At 47.3% G+C, this 19,909-nt stretch carries 17 protein-coding genes and 1 pseudogene; 12 read left to right on the forward strand and 6 right to left on the reverse strand.

Translation table 11 applies throughout. The features are described from left to right. Window positions 1–113: 113 nt before the first annotated feature. The 4 genes and pseudogenes from NLX74_RS20025 to NLX74_RS20040 all read left to right on the forward strand — a co-directional run. Window positions 114–1,295 carry an alpha/beta hydrolase gene (locus tag NLX74_RS20025; protein ID WP_254329764.1) on the forward strand — a complete coding sequence of 394 codons (1,182 nt, stop codon included), beginning with the start codon at window positions 114–116 and terminating at the stop codon, window positions 1,293–1,295. Between the two features lie 90 nt (window positions 1,296–1,385). Next, window positions 1,386–2,336: an ABC transporter ATP-binding protein gene (locus NLX74_RS20030; RefSeq protein WP_235308254.1), complete on the forward strand. Its 951-nt coding sequence runs from the start codon at window positions 1,386–1,388 to the stop codon at window positions 2,334–2,336. A gap of 13 nt (window positions 2,337–2,349) precedes the next feature. Further along, entirely contained in the window at window positions 2,350–3,066 is a 717-nt protein-coding gene (locus tag NLX74_RS20035) for an ABC transporter permease (RefSeq protein WP_254329765.1), read from the forward strand. A gap of 438 nt (window positions 3,067–3,504) precedes the next feature. Continuing rightward, a pseudogene (locus NLX74_RS20040) lies at window positions 3,505–3,751 on the forward strand (YdeI/OmpD-associated family protein); the annotation flags it as partial. Between the two features lie 24 nt (window positions 3,752–3,775). On the opposite strand, the gene NLX74_RS25895 reads toward NLX74_RS20040, so the two are convergent. From NLX74_RS25895 to NLX74_RS20055, 3 genes are all read right to left on the reverse strand, one after another. After that, a complete protein-coding gene (locus NLX74_RS25895) occupies window positions 3,776–4,150 on the reverse strand; it encodes a hypothetical protein (protein WP_367997050.1) in 375 nt (124 codons plus the stop codon). A 265-nt stretch (window positions 4,151–4,415) separates the two neighbouring features. Continuing rightward, window positions 4,416–5,297, reverse strand: coding sequence for an Hsp33 family molecular chaperone HslO (gene hslO / locus NLX74_RS20050; RefSeq protein ID WP_069291826.1), 882 nt, complete (start codon window positions 5,295–5,297; stop codon window positions 4,416–4,418). A gap of 31 nt (window positions 5,298–5,328) precedes the next feature. Next, window positions 5,329–5,811, reverse strand: coding sequence for an RrF2 family transcriptional regulator (locus NLX74_RS20055; RefSeq protein WP_483311660.1), 483 nt, complete (start codon window positions 5,809–5,811; stop codon window positions 5,329–5,331). A gap of 237 nt (window positions 5,812–6,048) precedes the next feature. Here NLX74_RS20055 and NLX74_RS20060 point away from each other — a divergent pair, with 237 nt between their 5' ends. From NLX74_RS20060 to NLX74_RS20095, 8 genes are all read left to right on the forward strand, one after another. After that, window positions 6,049–7,062, forward strand: a complete 1,014-nt coding sequence (locus NLX74_RS20060) for an LLM class flavin-dependent oxidoreductase (protein WP_254329766.1) — start codon at window positions 6,049–6,051, stop codon at window positions 7,060–7,062. A 265-nt stretch (window positions 7,063–7,327) separates the two neighbouring features. Then, entirely contained in the window at window positions 7,328–9,397 is a 2,070-nt protein-coding gene (locus NLX74_RS20065; protein WP_254329767.1) for a bifunctional aldolase/short-chain dehydrogenase, read from the forward strand. 346 nt (window positions 9,398–9,743) lie between these two features. Further along, window positions 9,744–10,964 (forward strand): L-rhamnose isomerase, encoded by a 1,221-nt coding sequence (rhaI, locus tag NLX74_RS20070; RefSeq protein ID WP_254329768.1) that lies wholly within the window; start codon window positions 9,744–9,746, stop codon window positions 10,962–10,964. Further along, window positions 10,961–12,436 (forward strand): rhamnulokinase, encoded by a 1,476-nt coding sequence (gene rhaB / locus NLX74_RS20075; RefSeq protein ID WP_254329769.1) that lies wholly within the window; start codon window positions 10,961–10,963, stop codon window positions 12,434–12,436. Before rhaI ends, rhaB begins: the two co-directional genes overlap by 4 nt. Window positions 12,437–12,456: 20 nt before the next feature. Then, on the forward strand, window positions 12,457–13,215 hold the full coding sequence (locus NLX74_RS20080) for a DeoR/GlpR family DNA-binding transcription regulator (protein ID WP_254329770.1): 759 nt from the start codon (window positions 12,457–12,459) through the stop codon (window positions 13,213–13,215). 267 nt (window positions 13,216–13,482) lie between these two features. Next, window positions 13,483–14,211, forward strand: coding sequence for a (Fe-S)-binding protein (locus tag NLX74_RS20085; protein ID WP_254329771.1), 729 nt, complete (start codon window positions 13,483–13,485; stop codon window positions 14,209–14,211). Then, window positions 14,208–15,737, forward strand: a complete 1,530-nt coding sequence (locus NLX74_RS20090) for a LutB/LldF family L-lactate oxidation iron-sulfur protein (protein WP_254329772.1) — start codon at window positions 14,208–14,210, stop codon at window positions 15,735–15,737. The genes NLX74_RS20085 and NLX74_RS20090 overlap by 4 nt, the downstream gene beginning before the upstream one ends. Further along, window positions 15,721–16,476 (forward strand): LutC/YkgG family protein, encoded by a 756-nt coding sequence (locus tag NLX74_RS20095; RefSeq protein ID WP_254329773.1) that lies wholly within the window; start codon window positions 15,721–15,723, stop codon window positions 16,474–16,476. The genes NLX74_RS20090 and NLX74_RS20095 overlap by 17 nt, the downstream gene beginning before the upstream one ends. Window positions 16,477–16,488: 12 nt before the next feature. Here NLX74_RS20095 and NLX74_RS20100 read toward each other — a convergent pair whose 3' ends face one another. The 3 genes from NLX74_RS20100 to NLX74_RS20110 all read right to left on the reverse strand — a co-directional run bounded on the left by NLX74_RS20100 (window position 16,489) and on the right by NLX74_RS20110 (window position 19,613). Next, the gene (locus NLX74_RS20100) at window positions 16,489–17,595 is read right to left on the reverse strand and encodes a sensor histidine kinase (protein ID WP_254329774.1); all 1,107 of its coding nucleotides are present in this window, start codon (window positions 17,593–17,595) and stop codon (window positions 16,489–16,491) included. Window positions 17,596–17,610: 15 nt separating this feature from the next. Further along, the gene (locus NLX74_RS20105) at window positions 17,611–18,312 is read right to left on the reverse strand and encodes a response regulator transcription factor (RefSeq protein WP_254329775.1); all 702 of its coding nucleotides are present in this window, start codon (window positions 18,310–18,312) and stop codon (window positions 17,611–17,613) included. Window positions 18,313–18,422: 110 nt separating this feature from the next. Continuing rightward, window positions 18,423–19,613, reverse strand: a complete 1,191-nt coding sequence (locus NLX74_RS20110; protein WP_254329776.1) for an acyltransferase — start codon at window positions 19,611–19,613, stop codon at window positions 18,423–18,425. Window positions 19,614–19,909: the final 296 nt, after the last annotated feature.

Below are 19,909 nucleotides of genomic sequence, written 5' to 3' on the forward strand. Positions count from 1 at the left end.
ATTCTCTTTATAAACATTTATTTTTCTTTTAAAGAAGCTTTATCTTTGTGTTGTAAAAATTACTTGTAGTAAAAAAACTACAATCACTAGAACTGGAAAAGGAGGATGTTGCAATGTCAATTGAGTTCAGCCGTTGGCCCAATCACTACATGATGTCATACCAAGTCACCAAAGCTTTGGGTATGGCAAGCCTCGGTGCTACGGACGTCACCGAGATCTACGAGGCCTGCAAAAAAATCGACCCCGATGACAAGGACACGTGGCACAGGGAATGGCTCATAACGGCTCAGGCATTGGAAAGACACGGCAAGGAGGCCGAAACGGCTGGAAACTGGTATACAGCACGAAACTGCTACATTCGTGCCTGCAATTACTACAGAATTGCGGAATATGCGGTGATGGATGATGACACCGAGAAAATCCGTATATTTAAGAAAGTAAATGAACTCTTCGAAGCTGCGGGAAAGTACTTCGATGTCCAACCGGAGAAGATCCAAGTCGATTACGAAGATGTCAAGTTGGATGGTTACTTCTTCTCCCCTTCCTGGATAAAAGGTCCGAAGCCGACCCTTTTTGCTCTCAACGGTGGCGACGAGTGGTCAATTGAAAACTATTTCTGGCTAGGTCCCGCTTTTATTTCGTGTGGATATAACTTTCTGGTCTATGACCAGCCTGGCACCGGCCTCTCGCTGTACGAAAAGGGAAAAGGAAGACGAGCGGACAGTGAGGCTTTCCATTCCCGAGCAATCGACTTTCTTCTAACGCGGCCGGAAGTCGATCCCGATAAGATTATCGTGCACGGTGAGAGTTTTGCGGCTTACGACTCTTTGCGATTCGCTTCGTTCGATCACAGGATTGCTGCCGTCATCTCCGACGGCGGTACGCACGCCTTTGATTGGGATGCCATGCTTAAATGGATGCCACCGAGTCTGGCCGTACATGGCATGAGAATTCTGGGGGCAAAAAGCTTGGAGGACTTTGCGGGGAATCCGCGTTTTGCCTATGATCTTGAGGGCGTGCTCCACCAGATAGAATGTCCGCTTCTTGTAATGCACGGAGCGGAAGAGATATTGGTTCAGCCAAATCCGCTGACACAAGCCTTGAAGAATTACGAGCAAGCGGGTTCGAAAAACAAGACGTTCTACCCGATAGAGGATAGACGACTTGGCGGATTAGAACACTGTCAGGTAGACAACATCAACGTGCTACATGAGGTAGTGCTGAATTGGCTCTGCTCAATTGGGCTTGGGCCAGCCTCGCCTCGCTTAAGCGATTGCCAGGACATCATAAAGTAGATATATTGAAAAATTTCTGATTGAGCTTGTTCAGGAGTGTCGTACTTAGAATCCTGAATAAGCTCTCTGTTTATGGAGGAGTTGAAGGCTTTGAGTATTTTATCAAAGGAAAAAAATGGCGGAACGCCCGCCATACAAATTGAGGGAGTGCACAAAAAATTTGGCGACTATATCGCATTGAACAATCTTTCGCTGGAGGTGAGCCGAGGAGAGATATTTGGATTTTTGGGACTGAATGGTGCTGGAAAGACAACGACCATAAAGATGCTCTTGGCGATGCTCAAGCCAACCTCCGGCAAGCTCTATATGTTAGGTGAAAAGGTCGATGCCGGAAACTATAAATTATGGGACAAGGTTGGATATTTGGAGGAGGCTACTTTTTATCCCGATTTAACTGTAGTTGAAAATCTTGACATAGCACGACGCATGCAAGGGGTGCCTGACAAAGATTCCGTAAATCGGGTTATCTATAAGTTGGGGCTTGAGCTGCACAAACAGAAGAAGGCAAAGAATCTTTCTTTAGGAAACAAACAGCGCCTGGGACTTGCGAAAGCAATGATTCACAATCCGGAAATTCTAATATTGGATGAGCCGATAAATGGTCTCGATCCCGCAGGCGTGGCGGAGATACGGAATATGTTATATAATCTAGCGAAAAATTTCGGCGTAACTGTTTTTATATCCAGCCATCTGTTAGAGGAACTCTCGAAAGTTTCCACACGCATTGGGATTATTCACAATGGCCATCTTGTTAAAGAAGTCGCAATGGATAAGCTGGAGCAATCGTTACAGAAAAACTTAGTGGTGAATGGCCGCGACAAACATGCCTTAAAGGAGGTGCTTGAAGAGCATGGATATGAATTTGAGGAGATAATAGACGGCTATATTAAACTAACCGATGACCACGTAGCGGATAGTCCTGAACGACTGGCCGAACTGCTGGTTAAATCCAATCAACCGCCAACATTGCTTCGAGTGATTACGGAGGATTTGGAAGGATATTTTCTCCGCACAATTGGTATGACAAGGGGGAATATATAAGGGGGAATATATAATGAATATTTTTTCTGTCTTACATTGTGAGATTCGCAAGATTATCCGCGCCAATGTGTTTTGGTTGGTATTTCTTATTTTTGCATTTGGGCCAATCATGATGGGAGTCGGAATTATTTTATCCAGTGACGCCGGCGGCATCAATTGGAAAATGTATTTAACCGAATTGCTTGATAGTCTTGCCCCGCTGGGACTTATCGGGTACACCTTTATCGCGGCATGGGTATTTGGACGAGAGTTTTCGGATAAAACAATTAAAGATTTGCTTGCAAAGCCCGTTTCCAGATCGAAAATTGTACTGTCCAAATTTCTTGTAATTTTAGCATGGAGCCTATTACTTTCCATGTATATGTTTGCCATAGGTTTTACCGTGGGGGGTATTCTAGGAGTTGCGGGCGGGTTAGCTTCTTTTATTTGGAATATCTTCTTTAAATTCATTATAACATCGCTATTGTTTATTATTGTTACCACACCAGGCACTCTTCTGGCCAATGTGAGCAAGGGATACTTGGCACCATTAGGACTCATCCTGATAATCGTCATTCTCTCAAATGTTTTGGCCTCTTTTGGATTCGGCCCCTATTTTCCGTGGACCATCCCGTCGGTATTTCAAAGCACCGGGTTTTTAAAGTTGAGTAGTATAATCATTCTTGCGTCTACGGGAATAGCCGGAATAGTCGGAACATTTGCCTGGTGGAGATTTGCCGAGCAGCAATAAACGCGCTACATGCACTGAGTTGTAGATATATCAATTATGAAAAGGAACAACAATCTCTCCGCTGCTCGCACGTTCATGCTTGACGATAAACTAAGCGCTGGATTGGAGAGTGTACCACCATATCTATCAAAGCGGCCGTAAACTTTATTTTTCCCACATTCGGTTGAGTGCACAGCGATCTTCGATTTAACGGATTCATCTTTTCAGTATATAAAACTGCCAGTGACAAAGGGCATAAATATAACGATCAGAGCAAGTTTTCGAAAATTATTGAATGCAACGGCTCGCATTATTTCATTATATTAAATTATCCCGGTATTGTTAAATTGAATATGGAAGATCACCGTATAGAAATTATAGACGAGCGGATAGAACCCGTTTAAAAGATGATCTTTGACCCTGAGCGCGCTATTTGTCCAACAGTGTTTAGGAGGAGGCGCTGTTTGGATGGAGGAAGCCGGTCTTGCAGTGGAACTGAAAAACATGCCGAGTAACGGTTCCCGAAGAACTGCGGCTTAAATTCGAGGAGCGACCGGACCTAAAAACGGCGTTTGAAGCGTTGATGCTCGGACGCCAGAGAGCGTATCTGCTGTATTTTTCAGAACCGAAGCAGTTCAAAACGCGCGTTTCAAGGGTTGAAACATACACACAGCCCATTCTGGAGGGCAAAGGGTTGAACGATTAGAACGGACAAATGGATCGGATATTCTCAAGAAATACGAAAGGCGAGGAACATCTGCCGAAGAGCAGGTGTTTTTTTGCTTAGAATTACAGAGGGAGCAGTAACCCTTAAATTATGAGGGGGGATATGATGTGTTCTTATGCTGAACCTGTTTCCGGTGTTCACCGGCATCGGGCTGATCATTCCGATAATGCCGAAATTCATTAATGAACTGGGGATTGCCGGAAGATGTGTAATGCTCCCATTGAGCCAGTCAACTTCAACGGTAAGTTGACCGACCAGCTTTTCTAAGCGCTCCTGTTTGCTTTCGTATTCCTTTCTCATCTTGTCCGCTTCACTCGTCCCTTTCTCGAACACCATAGACGCCCGGCTCAGAAACTCGGCTTTCGACCAGCTAATCATCACGGACTCATTTCATATTTGGCGGCAATCTCGTTCACGGTCTGCTCTTCCTGCAAGACCTCCAGCACAATCTTCGTTTTAAAATTTCCTGCGTATCTTTTTCGAGCATAGCGCACCTCATTTCAAGTGATTGGAATAATATAACATTACCACTTACATCATGAACAAGTCTACCGTGTTTAGGATTAAGTAATCATCGGAAGCATTGGGAAAGAAAAAAGCTGTTCCCCAGTAGCTAAACCTACTTTTTGGGAACAGCCCATATTTAAATGATGTTTGTTTCTAGCATGCCTTCGAGATCTTCTTTGGTAAGATGGTAGTGTGCGTTACAAAAGTGGCAATGAGCTTCAGCCTGTCCATCGGTATGGATCATATCTTCTATTTCCTTATTCCCTAAGCTGATAATGGCATTGGTAACGCGCTCTTCTGAGCAGGGACAATGAAATTGCACAGGCATGGTTTCCAGTATGTTCAGGTTGCTTTCTCCCAAAATCTGACCCAGAATCTGCTCTGGCGTAAGACCTTCCATGACCATTGCGGAGATGCTTGGAATGCTCTCAATGCGTCTCTCGATAAAACTGATAACCTCCTCCTGCGTATCTGGCATCAGCTGAATAATAAAACCTCCAGCCGCCTGAATAGAGTTATCCGGGTTAACAATAACTCCCGCTCCTACAGAAGAAGGAATTTGTTCGGATTGGACGAGATAAGATGTGAAATCCTCCCCCAGTTCACCCGAAACGAGAGGGACTTGTCCAACAAATGGGTGTTTTAAGCCGATATCTTTAGATACAATTAGCGCTCCATCTGTTCCTACAGCTCTGGCGACATCTAATTTCCCTATCTGATTAAGCTCAAAATGGGTTTGTGGATTTTTTACATAACCTCTAACTTCACCTTTGGAGTTGGTATCGACAAGAATAGTGCCGATAGGTCCGCCGCCATTAATCCTGATCGTCAGTTTATCCTCATCTTTAAGCATGGCTCCCAGCATGACGCCGACCGTCATAGAACGTCCCAATGCAGCCGATGCTGTGGGCCAGGTATAATGACGCCGTTGAGCTTCACTTACCGTTTCCGTTGTTCTCACGGCATAAGCCCGTACCTGGTTATTGTAGGCAAGAGCTTTTACTAAATAATCGTTCATGTTCATATTCCTTTCTGTTCATTAGAATTCTTTACAAGACCATTTTTTCCTGAATCCAGTTCTCCAAAGAAGTCATTTTGTCATCATATCCTTCTTTAAAAAAGTCAGCGGATAGTGACGCGATGGTTTCTCTTTTCAGAACGGCTTTCCAGGAGGCTTCCGCTTCTTCCATCAAATTTGCCAGTAAACAACACTGATCGTCTTTCTTTAATTCAAGCATATCGTTGTAGATACCGCTGGAAGAATAGAGAGTCTGTTGTCCTTCAATCGCCAGATAAATATCAAATACCCGTATATCCTCAGGTTTTTTCTTTAATTTGAACCCGCCCTTGACACCAGGTACAGAAGTAATCAAATCGGAGCTAACCAATTTACGTAACAGTTTATGAAAATAAGTAGGCGAAGCACCTAACTGCTGGCTAATGGCCTCACCAGGTAAAACAGCTTTGTCCGGCAGCATCGTGAGTAGAAGAAGAGCGTAGACAGATTGTTCGACACCTGTTTTCATATGCACTAGCAATCACCTCAATATTTATAACCAGGCTAATATGGATAATGATTATCCACATAAATGCATGATAGACGAGCTTCTCGTAAAAGTAAACTGTTTTTGAACAAAACTAAAAATTTAAATCATTTGCAATTTATAACGGGACACATTATCATAATTGATGCATCAATTGATGGGTCAAAGAATTAAGGCGTTGAGGAAAATTCATAAAATAATATTTTGACAGGGGGTTTATATATAATGACTACGCGTAACGTTGCACTATCTATATTAGATCTTGCACCTGTCCTTGAAGGCGGCACTCCTGCCGATTCCTTCCGTGACACGGTGGATCTTGCCCAGCATGCTGAACAATGGGGGTACCATCGGTACTGGCTAACGGAGCATCATAACATGCAGGCGGTCGCCAGTGCGGCTACGTCCGTGATCATCGGGCATGTAGCTGCACATACAAACAAAATTCGGGTCGGTTCAGGCGGTATTATGCTGGCTAACCATGCTCCACTCATGATTGCAGAGCAGTTTGGAACCCTAGAGTCGCTCTATCCGGGACGAATTGATCTGGGACTTGGCCGGGCTCCAGGCACGGATCAACCTGCAATGAGGGCACTGCGGCGAGGGCTTCACAGTACTGGGGAAGATTTCCCCGAGCAATTGAATGAACTGCGTTCTTACCTGAATCCAGCGCTGAACGGAGCCGTTCCTGGAGTAAGAGCGGTTCCTGGAGAAGGGCTGGACATTCCCATCTGGTTACTGGGATCAAGCGGATTCAGCGCACAGCTGGCAGGTCAGCTTGGGCTGCCGTTCGCGTTCGCCAGCCACTTTGCCCCGGCTCATTTGCTACAGGCTCTGGAGTTGTACCATCGCAATTTTCGGCCATCCAAAGCACTGGATAAGCCATATGTGATGGTCGGTGTTAATGTGCTTGTTGCAGATTCTGATGAAGAAGCAAAATGGCTCTTCACTTCACAAGAACAGCAGTTTCTAAATGTGCTGCGCGGGCACAGCGGAGGACTGAAGCCACCAGTGGATGACATGGAAAAGCTATGGAGTGAGCACGAGAAGGAGATGGTTCGTGGTAATATGCTGGGGTATTCAGCCATCGGCAGTCCCGACACCGTCAAGCAAAAGATGGATTTGATAATCGACCAGACGAGAGCCAATGAGTTGATTACAACCTCTCAGGTATATGACCATCAGGCGCGCCTGCGCTCGTACGAGCTGCTAGCCAAAGTGATGCGTATAGTTGGGTAATTAGATGAGTTAAACGAATGAGGCCGTGCCAGAAAGGTTCTTATAACCGATTCTGACATGGCCTTTATTTTGTGCGTGGCAATGATCGTTTACCAAATGAATATATCCATTTTTTTAGATAGATAAAAATTAAAATTTATTTTTGATTATTTTTGTATTACTCATTTTCAAATTAAAACAAAAGTGTTATAGTCTCCATAAACAAAGAAAAACCACTGTAATAAAGCCTTTCAAAACTAAAACTGAACTTGGAGGTCTTTTTCCTATGGTACAAAGTCTGTGGATTTCTTCACAAGTATCTGAGCAGAAAAGCACGCTGGAAGAGCTCGTATACCGTTCTAACCTGATTGGCACAGATAGGAGTGTGTGCAACTGGGGAGGCGGTAACACTTCGGCCAAAACGATGATACAAGATTTTCGTGGGCGTGAAGTAGAAGTGATGTACGTTAAGGGCAGTGGTTCCGATCTCGCAACAATGAAAGCGCATAACTTCACAGGGCTTCGTATGGAGGATATTCGTCCTTTATTTGAAAGGGAAGATATGTCTGACGAGGATATGGTCGCATATTTGGCGAACTGTATGATAGATGCCAAGCATCCACGGGCTTCAATTGAGACGCTATTGCATGCTTTTCTGCCTTTTACACATGTCGATCATACACACCCAGACGCGATTATTAGCTTGTGTTGTGCGCACAACGGTAAGGAAATGGCTAAGGAAATCTTCGGTGACCGTTTTGTATGGGTGCCTTATATCCGTCCTGGCTTTAAGCTGTCGAAAATGATTGCCCAAGGTGTAATCGATCATCCACAAGCTGAATTGGTATTGATGGAAAAGCATGGTCTGGTTACGTGGGGAGACACATCCGAAGCGGCTTATGCGAAAACAATCGAAATCATTCAAGAAGCAGAAAGCTATATTAAAGCTCGTCAAGAGGAAAAGCAGGCGTTTGGAGGCGTAAAATATAAAGCGCTTACTTCTGAAGAGCGCCGAAGCATTTCGTCCCAAGTTATGCCATCCGTCCGGGGTGCAGTCAGTGATGAGAAAAAGATGATCCTCACCTTTGATGACGCGGAGGATGTGTTGGAGTTTGTGAACGGCCGAGATTCTGCTGTTTTATCCCAGGTTGGGGCAGCATGCCCGGATCATCTGGTTCATACCAAGATGAAGCCACTCTATGTAGATTGGATACCGAATGTGGAGGACGTAGAGGGCTTGAAAGTTAAGCTCGCTGAGGGTATAGCGGTCTATAAGGAACAGTATCAAGCTTATTTCGAGCGCAATCGGCATGAGGGAGATGTTATGTTTGAGGCTGCGCCACGCGTAATTTTGATTCCGGGTATTGGTATGATCAACACAGGAAAAAGCTGGAGCAACGCGCAGGTAAGCAGCGCCTTGTATCATCGTGCTATTGCTGTCATGCGAGGAGCAACGGCGTTAGGAGAGTTTGTTTCACTCAGCGAGAACGAGTCATACAACGTGGAATACTGGCCGCTGGAGCTTTATAAGCTGTCACTCGCACCAGCAGAAGCTGAATTTTCCCGTAAAATTGCGTTCATTACAGGCGGTGCAGGCGGGATTGGCAGTGCAACCGCACGTCGCTTGGTGGATGAAGGTGCACATGTCGTACTGGCAGATCTGAATCTGGAAGGCGCGCAAAAGGTAGCCGCAGAGATAAATAGCAGCTACGGAGAAAACCGTGCCATCGCCGTAAAAATGGATGTGACGCAGGAGGAGCAGATTCAGGCTGCCTATGCAGAAACGGCATTGACCTATGGCGGTGTAGATATCATCGTCAACAATGCAGGCCTTGCTACATCCAGTCCGTTCGATGAAACATCGTTAAAGGAATGGAATTTAAATGTGAATGTGCTGGGAACGGGTTATTTTCTGGTTGCACGAGAAGCGTTCAAGCTCATGAAGGAGCAGACACTTGGTGGCAGCATGGTGTTCGTCGGCTCCAAAAACTCAGTCTACGCAGGTAAAAATGTAACAGCCTATAGCTCGGTCAAAGCGCTGGAAGCACATTTAGCCCGTTGTATTGCCGCAGAAGGTGGTGAATATGGCATCCGCGTGAACACCATTTTGCCGGATGCCATTCTGCAAGGTTCGGCAATCTGGAACTCCAATTGGCGCAACGAGCGCGCTGCCGCCTACGGCATCGAGCCCGACCAACTGGAGGAGCATTACCGCAAACGGACGACGCTGTTGGTCAACATTTATCCGCAGGATATCGCTGAGGGCATTGCCTTTTTCGCCTCATCCAAGGCAGAGAAAACGACAGGCTGTATGCTGACCATCGACGGTGGCGTCCCCGCAGCCTTTACACGGTAGGAAGCCTAAGGAAGGCAAATACACTAATCCAAGCCACATGACCATAGTTCCGAAGGGTTTGTTAATTAGTTGAAAAACACGTAGATAAGCATTATTACTTATTTACGCGTTCTCATCCTTTATATACACACTAACACTTTAAAAATAGAAGTGACTTTATGGGTGGTCAGCAGCGGAGCGGGCGGAATTGTTCTGAAGAAACGAAGTGTTCGCCTTTGCAACGGGATTTTAACCTTATCATGTGTTATAAAATGAAAAATCCCGTTGCAACAGCGATCGGAAGAACAATCCGCACGCGAAGCGGCCTCCCCCCGTAACTCACTTTATTTTCCAAGGAGGAACCACGATGAGTGACAAAGCGTACGCCTTATTCGAGGAGCAACAGCAACAACGAGGCATTGACTTGGAGCAAGTAAAGGCAAAGATGAAAGCGCTTAGCATAGAAACACCATCCTGGGGATATGGCGACTCAGGTACACGGTTTAAAGTCTTTCAGAAAACGGGCGTGCCGCGTGATCCATTCGAAAAGCTGGAGGATGCCGCGCAGGTTCATACTGTGACAGGCTTATGTCCATCCGTTGCGATCCACATTCCGTGGGATACAGTAGACAATTACGGCAAGCTTCGCGGTCATGCCGAAAGCCTCGGTTTGCGGATTGGGGCCGTGAATCCCAATTTGTTTCAAGACGAGGACTACATGCTCGGCAGTGTCACCAATGTAGACCCGGCCATCCGCCGTAAGGCCATCAACCATTTGCTGGAATGCGTGGATATTGCGAAGGAAACGGGCTCTAACGATTTTAGCTTATGGTTCGCAGACGGAACGAATTATCCCGGTCAGGGGGATATTCGCAAACGGAAAAATTGGATGCTGGAAGCGCTCAGTGAAATGTATAAGGCGCTCACACCTGACATGCGCATGCTGATTGAATACAAGGCGTTCGAGCCAGCCTTTTATCATACGGATATTGCCGATTGGGGCATGGCGTACAATTACGCAACCAAGCTGGGGCCGCAGGCACAGGTGCTGGTGGATACAGGGCATCATCTGCCGGGAGCCAACGTGGAGCATATTGTCGCGTTTCTAATTGATGAGCAGCGACTAGGTGGGTTCCATTTTAATAGCTATAAATATGCAGATGATGATCTGATTGTAGGTTCTGCCAATCCGTATGAGTTATTTTTGATCTTTTATCAAATTTTAAATGCCGCTCAGGATATAGAAGCTGATATCCGCCAAACCGTGGACAAAATCGCATACTTGATTGATCAGTCGCACAATATTGAATCCAAAATCCCGGCCATGATTCGCTCCGTGTTGAATGTGCAGACTCAATATGCAAAGGCACTCTTGATTAATCATGCAGAGGTGGAAGATGCAGCAAACCGCCAGGATGTGCTGGGTGCAGAGGATGCTGTACGCCAGGCGTTTGAGTTTGATGTGGCACCATTGCTCAGAGTGATCCGTGAAGAGCAGGGATTACCTACAGACCCGATGAAAGCCTACCTGGCATCTAATTATGGCACGCAGATTTTACAAAGAGGCAAGGGTGGTGCAAGCTGGTGAGTATCCTCGCTTATGATTTGGGGGCAAGCAGTGGCAGGGTTCTACTCGGAGAATTGACAGATTCACGTATAGTGGTGGAGGAAATCCATCGCTTTTCGAATGATCCGGTCAAAGTTGGGGAACGTCTGCACTGGGATCTGTTGCGTCTGTATCACGAGGTTCAGCAAGGATTGCTCAAAGCCAAACATATGGGAGTGAATCCGTCCAGTCTTGCGATTGACTCTTGGGCGGTCGATTTTGGATTGATTGGGGAAACCGGAGAACTGCTAGGCAACCCTTATCATTATCGGGATTGGCACACCCAGGGGGTGATGGAAGAAATACAGGGAAGGCTAGGGAAAGAGTCCATTTTTCAGCGTACAGGCATTCAGTTTTTGACGTTTAACACGATTTATCAGCTGGCTGCTATGCGAAAGGCGAGTTCACCGTTGCTGGAGCAGGCAAAGCATTTCTTGATGATTCCAGATCTGCTGCGGTATTTTCTGACAGGTGAAATGTACAATGAGTTTTCGAATGCGACCAGCACGCAATTATATAATCCGTTGCAGCAAAAATGGGATGAAGAGCTTTTGTCTGGAATCGATATCCCCCGTTCCTGGTTTAGTGAGGTTCTAGAACCAGGAAATGTTGTAGGAACGATCCGCTCGTCGGTCATGACCGATCTGGGCATTGGAGCGATTCCTGTGATTGCAGTAGCAGAGCACGATACGGGATCTGCTGTGGCTGCCGTACCTGCGCTGGAGCGCTCGTTTGCGTACTTGAGCTGCGGAACATGGTCCCTGATGGGAACGGAAACGGCACAGCCTGTAATCAATGACGATACGCTTCGTTTTAATTTTACGAACGAAGGTGGGGTCGGTCGAACTTACAGACTGCTTAAAAATATCATGGGATTGTGGATTTTACAGGAGGCGCGTAGAGAGTGGAAGCGGCAGGGCTACTCCTATTCCTTCCCCGAACTGGTTCATATGGCAGAACAGGCTCCAGCATTCACTTCTTTGATTGATCCGGACGATGAACTGTTCCTGCACGCCGGGGATATGAAAACACGTATCCGTCAATATTGCCGCAACACTGGGCAGCCGTTGCCGGAGACGCCGGGAGAGATTACGCGCTGTATTTTGGAGAGTCTGGCGTTAAAGTATCGTTACATTTTGGAGCTTACGGAGCAGGTGTCAGGACAACGGTTTAATGGTTTGCATATGGTCGGAGGAGGGATTCAAAATCGCTTGCTGTGCCAATGGACGGCCAATTCAATTCAAAAACCCGTGTGGGCTGGACCCGCAGAAGCGAGCGCAATCGGCAATCTTGCGGTACAATGGATGACACAGGGAAAGTTCGCCGATATATGGGAAGCACGCCGGGTCATCGCAGATTCTATTTCCGTGGAGGAATATGAACCTGCCGAGTCAGAAGTGTGGGAGGATGCCTACGGGCAATTCCGGCGAGTGGCGGGACTTTTTGTACATTAAAGATGTGGAGTGAGATTGCCATGCTGGTCGCAGAAAGATATGAGATGATTGTGCAGCTCGTTAATGAAAAAGGGAGCATACGGGTGTCCGAATTGAGTGAGTTGTGCAAAGTAACGGAGGAAACGATCCGCCGTGATCTGGACCGCCTGGAGCAGGCGGGACGACTGCGCCGTTCGCATGGGGGAGCGGTTAGTGTCAAAAACGAGCAACCTGAAACGCCCTATGCAGTACGGGAAATTATGAACGCAGAGGAAAAGCGTAGGATTGCCGAGGAAGCGGTCAAGCAGATTCAGCCGAATGATCGTATTTTGCTGGATGCTAGCACAACCGCCTGGTATATGGCGTCCAGCTTACCGGATATTCCTTTGACAATATTAACAAATTCGATTCGGGTAGCTACAGAGCTGGCGGGTAAGGAAAAAATCGAGGTCATTTCGACGGGGGGGCAGTTGCTTCAACGCTCGTTGTCATTTGTAGGCCCGCTCGCAGAGCGTTCACTAGAAACCTATTATGTGGATAAATTGTTTTTCTCCAGCCAAGGGGTTCATCTGGATCGCGGTATTAGCGAATCGAATGAACTGCAAGCTCGTTTGAAGCAGAAAATGGTCAGCATTGCAGACCGTGTGATTTTACTGGCGGATGCGAGCAAATTTGGGCAGCAGGCGTTTACGCATGTCGTGAGCCTGTCGCAAGTGTCCGAGATCATTACAGATTCACGGTTGTCGGACCCGATTCGCAGTCAACTTGCGGAGCTGGCGATTCCAGTTACGGTTGTATAAAGCGGGGAGTTTCCAAGGTGAAGGCCGCTTTGTGTTTCATTTGATCTTACGATCGCTGTTGCAGGGGATTCTTTGATGATGTAAAAAAGTTATAAGCGAGAATCCCGCTGCAAGCTTCTAAATTATCACTTCCCCGGATTTTTAGCAGTGAGTAAAAAATCTGGGGGCAACAGCCATGGGAAGCAACATCCGACTGCGCAGTGGCACCAGAGGTAACTTTTCAGTTATAAAGTAATAGCAATTCCATAGACGGAAGGGGTGTTCCGTATGAAGGTATCTTTATTTATTACCTGCCTGAGTGATGCGATTTATCCCAAGGTAGGGGAAGCGATGGCACGCTTGCTTGCCAGATATGGTGTTCAGCTGGATTTTCCGAAGGTGCAGACATGCTGTGGACAGCCGTCCTATAACAGCGGGTATTGGGATGAAACGAGGGCTGCGGCCAAAACGATTTTGAAAGCGTTTAACGACAGCGATTTTGTCGTATCCCCCTCCGGTTCCTGCACATATATGATTCATCATTACCCGGAGTTGTTTAAGGATGAGCCCGAATGGCTCGATTCGGCACGGAGGCTTGAGCAAAAGACGTACGAGTTTACGCAATTTATGGTGCAGGTGCTTGGCGTGACCGATGTGGGCGCGTCTTTTCCGCATAAGGTAACCTACCATCCGTCTTGCCATGGCACACGTTTGCTCGGCGTGAAGGAGGAACCGATGAAGCTGCTTGGCAGTGTAAAGGGGCTGCAATTAGTACCACTTCCCTTTGCTGAGGACTGCTGTGGCTTTGGCGGGACTTTCGCGGTGAAAATGCCGGATATTTCGGGAGCGATGGTGACTGAAAAAGTGGACCACATCAGGGAGACCGAAGCCGAGGTACTGGTCGGACTGGATATGGCCTGCTTGATGAACATTGCCGGAAATCTTCGGTATCGGGAAGAACCGGTTCGGGTGATGCATCTGGCTGAGCTGCTGTACGAAGGGGTGAAGCACGCATGACCGCCGTACATTCACATTCCATGAACCAAAAGGTTAAGAAACGCGCAGAGCTGGCTCTCAATGATGATTTTCTGCGGAATGCAGTTCGTTTCACTACAGAGCGGCTGCGCAACGGTAAGCGGGTGGCCTCAGAGCAGCACGGAAATTGGGAGGAATGGCGTGAGCGCGGGCGCCAAATTCGTCTTCATACCATTGCCCATCTGGACTATTACTTAAATCTATTTGTAGAAAATGCCCGCGCCAACGGGGTGCATATCCATTTTGCCGACACAGCAGCCGATGCCGTACGTATTACACTGGATATTGCTGCGCATAGCCAAGCTCGTTCCGTCGTCAAATCCAAGTCGATGGTGTCGGAGGAGTTACATTTGAATCAGGCGCTAGAGGGTGCGGATATCGAGACGATTGAAAGTGACCTCGGTGAATATATTATTCAACTGGCAGGAGAGCCCCCGTCTCATATCGTCATTCCGGCGATTCACAAAAACCGCTATCAGATTGCCGAGCTGCTGTCCAAAGAAGCAGGGGAGAAACTGTCCGCGGATACGACGATTTTGGCGGGCTTTGTCCGCAAAAAGCTGCGTGAGAAGTTTCTAGAAGCGGATATTGGCATGACCGGGTGTAATTTTGCCATCGCCGAGACAGGCTCTATGGTCCTGTTTGAAAATGAAGGCAACGCACGAATGGTATCCACTTTGCCCAAAACGCAAATTACGTTGATGGGCATGGAACGGATTATTCCATCCTGGACGGATTTGGAGGTCATGGCTACATTACTGCCACGATCCGCTACCGGACAGAAGCTGACCATGTACATGTCTGGTATTTCAGGCCCCCGGCGTAGCCAGGATGCCGATGGACCTGACGAAATGCACATCATCATCGTAGATAACGGACGTTCACTACAGCTAGGCAATCCCGAGTTTCAAGAGCTGTTGAATTGCATTCGCTGCGGGGCTTGCCTGAATGCCTGTCCGGTGTACCGACACATTGGCGGGCACGCGTATGGCGGGACATATAGTGGCCCTATCGGTGCAGTGCTTACGCCTGCCCTTCATGGCAACATTGAAGAGTGGAACGATATTGCGAGTGCGTCCAGTCTGTGTGGTGCGTGTTATGAAGCCTGTCCGGTCAAAATACCGCTGCATGATATGCTGGTATATTTGCGTAGACGTAAGGTAGAGGCGGGACAAGGAGATAAGCTGGAAACAGTAGGGATGAAAGGTTTTGCAACCGTGGTTTCCAGCTCGAAGCGATTCGCAGCGGCGATTCGGCTAGGGCGGATTGCCCAGAAAGCGGTCGTCCGTAAGGGCGAAATTACCCTTAAGCTGGGCCCGCTAAAGGGATGGAATACGTACCGTGTGGCTCCCTCTTTGGCGAAAAAATCCTTCCGTCAGCAATGGAACACGCTGGAGCATAAGCTGGAGCAGGAACGCAACGTGATGCAGCCGGATGTTCTCAGCCGAATGGAGAAGATTTTGGCAGATAGAAGTAAAGGAGGGACGCAGCATGAGGGAACAGAGTAATCCTTCTGCGCAAGCAAAAGCGGCCCATGAAGCGTGGCTTCAGCAAATGGAAGCAGAATCGCGTGCTAAGCAGGTATGCTTTATGGACGGCATCGCGACGCGGCTCAAGCGTCCTCGACAAACCGAGCCGCCAGTTCAGCTGTTTCGCGGGGCACCTGCATTTTGGCACGAATTCGAATGGAGCGCGGAGCAGCGCATCGAGGAATTCACCGTCAACTTTACAAGTGTTGGCGGGCATGTCGTGCGTCTGCCGGATTTGGAGCAGACCGCAGACTGGATCGCGCACAAAGCGCGAGAGCTGGGAGCGGCCTATATCGTCCGGCAGAATGAGCCGGACCTGGATGCGCTCCAGCTGGAATCGGTGCTGCCGGAAGTCCGTTTATCGGTGTGGAACACCGATCCAGTCGAGGATTGGAAGGCCCGCGCCGCCGAGGCGGATATTGGCATCGTCATCGCCGACGAAGCGGCTGCTTACACCGGTTCGGTAGCGGTGTTATCCTCGCCGGAGAAAGGCCGTGCAGTCAGCCTTTTGCCAACTGCACTGATTATTCTTCTGCCCGTAGAGCGCTTGCGAACACGACTGGGCGAGATTCTAAGCCGCTTTGACGAAATCGGGCGTGAGCAACTGCCCGCAGGCATTCATTTTATTACTGGACCGAGCCGCTCGTCGGATATTGAAAATGATTTGACGATTGGCGTGCATGGACCCGGCATCGTCTATACGTTGTTAGTGGGCTAGCGTGGAGACCGCCTAACGAGCATGATAGAGGGGAAAACGGGTTTCAAAATCTGTTTGTCTGCGATTACTCCTAACCGAAATGCGGCCATCGTGCAGCTCAGTAATACTTTTTGTAATCGCAAGGCCTAGCCCGGTGCCTCCAGTTTCCTTGGAGCGTGATTTGTCCACCCGGTAAAACCGCTCAAACAAGTGCGGGACATCTTCCACAGGAATTGGGGTGCCGTAGTTGGTGCAGATTACCACCGCCTCGTCGTCTTCGCGTCCTATGGTGATATCGAGGCGTTTGCCGTCTTTTCCGTACCGAATAGCGTTGGAAAATAAATTTTCATACAGGCGTACCAGCTCGTCTGTATCGGCTAGAATCCGAACAGGCTCGACGATTCGGACACGGTAGGACATGTCCGCCTGTTCCAGCGAGGGTACAAATTCCTCAGCAAGCTGAGTGAGCAATTTGCCGAGATCTACAGGCTCCAGCTCCAGTGGCAGACTGCCACCGCTCACACGCGTGTATTCAAACAGCTCGTCGATCAGCTTTTTAAGCGTCAATGACTTTTCATAAGCAATGTTCACATAATATCGCAGCTCAATTTCATCCCGATAGCGGTCGGTTTCAATATATTCCAAAAAACCGATCACGGATGTTAGCGGGGTACGAAGATCATGAGATACGCCGGTGATCAGGTCGTTTTTGGCTTTGGCGGAAGCCCGTTCTTCTTCCAGTGAGAGACGGAGCTTGTCCGCCATGGTGTTCATATTTTTCGCCAAGGTACCCAGCTCGTCCGCTGAAGAAACAGGAATCGTATAGGACAGATCTCCATCAGCAAACTCCTGCATCCCCGTCGTAATTTCGCGAAGGTAGCCAATCGTATTTTTGGTAAAAAGGAAAAAGAAATAGATATATGTAGGTAGCCCGCCCACCAGCATGATCAGTGGGGACCCAATGTGATTTACGGTCCAGCGAACCAGACGGGTGCCAAAAAATGAACGGGAAGGGTTCAGCCATAGCAGCAAGGATGCTCCATAATAAAACACCATCAAAATCAGTCCGGTTAGAGCGAAAGCGGCAAGGCTAAGAGCTGTCAGCTTCCATCCCAACGTGTCATATCGTTTTGCCTTCAAGACGTAAATCCTCCATTAATCGAATTTTTCCATTTTGTAGCCGATGCCCCACACCGTTTTCAGGTATTTGGGTTTTCTCGGATCAGTCTCAATTTTCTCGCGAATTTTACGCACATGAACCATCAGCGTATTGTTGGATTCCAGATATTGCTCTTTCCACACTTTTTCATAGATCTGCTCCATGCTCAGTACTTGACCACGATTACGGGCCAACAGCTCGACAATGGCAAATTCGCGCGGGGTCAGCTTAATGGATTCTCCGGCGAGAGTGATCTCATGCGTAGCAGAATTAATGGTGAGTTCGTCCAGTATCATTTCATGCTCCAATGCAGGGAAAGAGTGGGTATATTTCCGTACTCTGCGCAGCTGAGATTTGATGCGCGCCACCAGCTCCAACGGGCTGAATGGCTTAGTGACATAATCATCGGCTCCAACGCTAAGTCCTGTGATTTTGTCCATATCTTGTCCCTTCGCAGACAACATAATAATCGGAAAATGCTCGGTTTCCCTGATCTTCATGCAAGCTTCAACCCCGTCCATATTGGGCATCATCACATCAAGCACCATCACATCTATCGATTCCCGACTGACTTGCTCCAGCGCTTCCAGTCCGTCCCGTGCCATGAGCAGTCGATATCCTTCATTTTCCAAATAAATTTGCATCAGCTTAATAATTTCAGGTTCATCGTCTACTAATAAAATGGTTCCGTTATGCATGGTTGTGCACCCTTTCTGTTCTTTCTAGCAGTAAACAATATGGGCGTATTATATACCTTTTTAAAGATGGAGGCTATGGACACTCATCTCAGTTCGCTTGCTTGGGGTCTTCAGCCTTTGGATAGTGCTGTTTCAGTTGAAGAAATACGGTTTTCTTGCTTGAATTGTCTTTTTTCTATTGCTGGTAATTGACCGAACAAGATCCAAGCAAATGGCAGGAAACGGGAGATGATCGACACGACGAGCCAAGAGCAAAGAAGTGCAAAGAAAAAACCTCCGGCATACCACGCATGAATAAGCTGCGGAGAACCGATATGTGGTGAAAACTGCCGATACAGGAGCAGGAAGAACGGATGAATCAGATACACACCAAACGACAGTGTGCCCAGACGTTCCAGTTTGCGAGTGACAAAGGAATGTTGTCGTCTAAACATTAAAAAGGAAATCTGTAGTATTACCAGCGTGCTAGACAGGCTGTACATATTATACATAAGTTCAAAAACTAGCGAATTGTACGAGATTCCGTACATTCTATTTTCGTACCACATATAGACATGCATGGTGGCTGAAATCAGCCATAAACCCCAAATTGCGATCCATGTCAGCACGCCGGCAACACTTCGTTCCCCCTTACGCATCAGAAACCACGTTTTCAGCTGTGGGTAGTAGTAACCGAGAGCAGCACCCAGCATGTAGCAGGCTATATATGACAGTGCCCAACTGCCCTTATTTTGAACCTGAAATAGAAATTTATTTCCAATAACAAATGACCACTGTACCAATAGCCCGAGGACAATAGACCATTGTGGAAGTTGCCGACAACGCTGGAACAGCCACAGTACGAATGGAAATGCGAGATAGAATTGCATCATGATAAAAATATAATATAAATGAGTATAAGCTTTGCCTGTGGCCAGTTTCAGAGCAAAGCTCTTCGCAAGTGTGGCTATATTCCATGGTTCGGAGCTGCCAGCCATAAGGGACAGAATGAAATAAAACAGAGAGAACATGACATAAGGTAAGAGGATGTACAGCAATCTCTGCTTATAAAAGCGGATTAAGAGCTGTCGTCCCATCGGACGATCCTTGTAGTTGTAGAACAGCACCATGCTGCTAAGCGCGATAAATACAGGGGTTCCATACTTCATCAACACATTGAGGGCATTGTATACAACATATAGGCTGGAATTTGTAAGCTGAACCGTTGCATAAGAAGTGGCATGTACCATCAAGACGGCTAAAATCGCCATGGCTCTGACCAACTGTAATTCGGGAATTTTTTCTTTGGTCTTAGGCTTCATAAGCTTCATTTCCTTTCAAGAGTGAACTGTATCTTGTCGAACTCTTTCTATTAAAAGATAAAGTTCTTAACAACCTGAAAGGGAACGGCTTAAGAAACGCTTATGAACTTCTTAACTTTTGTTAAGAATTGAGGATTGTGCAAAAATCCCATAAGCGAATTCCAATGAACAAGATATAGATCGAAATGGTTTAGTTCGTCTATATCTTGCACTTTGGAGCGACTGGAATCGAATTTTGCAAAATCCTGAAATTAAAAAGAACTTCCATAGCCTCAAAATGAGTGGCATGGAAGTTC

It is taken from the genome of Paenibacillus sp. MZ03-122A, from assembly GCF_024213325.1.
Taxonomy (GTDB): Bacteria; Bacillota; Bacilli; order Paenibacillales; family Paenibacillaceae; genus Paenibacillus; species Paenibacillus polymyxa_B.

Bases quoted from the DNA above. Each gene is read 5' to 3' on its own strand.
- NLX74_RS20110 (WP_254329776.1), bottom strand. From the start codon at position 19,613: ATGAAGCCTAAGACCAAAGAAAAAATTCCCGAATTACAGTTGGTCAGA.
- NLX74_RS20085 (WP_254329771.1), top strand. From the start codon at position 13,483: ATGAAGGTATCTTTATTTATTACCTGCCTGAGTGATGCGATTTATCCC.
- NLX74_RS25895 (WP_367997050.1), bottom strand. From the start codon at position 4,150: ATGATTAGCTGGTCGAAAGCCGAGTTTCTGAGCCGGGCGTCTATGGTG.
- hslO (WP_069291826.1), bottom strand. From the start codon at position 5,297: ATGAACGATTATTTAGTAAAAGCTCTTGCCTACAATAACCAGGTACGG.
- rhaI (WP_254329768.1), top strand. From the start codon at position 9,744: ATGAGTGACAAAGCGTACGCCTTATTCGAGGAGCAACAGCAACAACGA.
- NLX74_RS20065 (WP_254329767.1), top strand. From the start codon at position 7,328: ATGGTACAAAGTCTGTGGATTTCTTCACAAGTATCTGAGCAGAAAAGC.
- NLX74_RS20035 (WP_254329765.1), top strand. From the start codon at position 2,350: ATGAATATTTTTTCTGTCTTACATTGTGAGATTCGCAAGATTATCCGC.
- NLX74_RS20080 (WP_254329770.1), top strand. From the start codon at position 12,457: ATGCTGGTCGCAGAAAGATATGAGATGATTGTGCAGCTCGTTAATGAA.
- NLX74_RS20060 (WP_254329766.1), top strand. From the start codon at position 6,049: ATGACTACGCGTAACGTTGCACTATCTATATTAGATCTTGCACCTGTC.
- NLX74_RS20095 (WP_254329773.1), top strand. From the start codon at position 15,721: ATGAGGGAACAGAGTAATCCTTCTGCGCAAGCAAAAGCGGCCCATGAA.
- NLX74_RS20105 (WP_254329775.1), bottom strand. From the start codon at position 18,312: ATGCATAACGGAACCATTTTATTAGTAGACGATGAACCTGAAATTATT.
- NLX74_RS20090 (WP_254329772.1), top strand. From the start codon at position 14,208: ATGACCGCCGTACATTCACATTCCATGAACCAAAAGGTTAAGAAACGC.
- NLX74_RS20025 (WP_254329764.1), top strand. From the start codon at position 114: ATGTCAATTGAGTTCAGCCGTTGGCCCAATCACTACATGATGTCATAC.